This window comes from Myxococcus sp. CA039A (genome assembly GCF_013336645.1).
Taxonomy (GTDB): domain Bacteria; phylum Myxococcota; class Myxococcia; order Myxococcales; family Myxococcaceae; genus Myxococcus; species Myxococcus llanfairpwllgwyngyllgogerychwyrndrobwllllantysiliogogogochensis.
The window spans coordinates 1-448 of sequence record NZ_JABUMQ010000774.1; the positions used below are offsets into that span (position 1 = coordinate 1).

1 pseudogene is annotated in these 448 nt (G+C 69.0%); it reads right to left on the reverse strand.

Annotated elements, in window-relative coordinates:
• Nucleotides 1-448, reverse strand: a pseudogene (locus HR086_RS47530) (hypothetical protein); the annotation flags it as partial.

Below are 448 nucleotides of genomic sequence, written 5' to 3' on the forward strand. Positions count from 1 at the left end.
GTAGATGCGCTCGGCCTGCTGCACCTGCTTGATGAAACCCAGCGCCTTGTAGGCGAACGGCAGTGCCTGCTCCGGGCGGCCCTGGCGCAGCTCGCCTTCGGCCGACCACATCTGGTCCAGCGCGGCCTTCAGCGTGGCGCGGGTCTGTGGGTCGAGCAGGGTCGTGGCCTCGGCATGGTCGTGGGTGTGGCCGTACTCCGACAGCACATCGGTGGCGCTGCCGAATACCGGCGGCGTATCGGCACTGGCCGCCTTGCCGCCGTGATCGTGGCCATGCGCGTCGTGCGCACCGGCCTCGGCGCCATGGTCGTGATCGTGATCGTGTTCGTCGTCGTGGCTGTCTGCGGTCGGCGCATCGCTGGTGGGCAGGTCGCTGGTCGGCGGTGGCTTCGGTGCACCTTCGCTTTCTTCGCCCAGGAACTGGCCATAGCGCAGGCGCAGGATGCGC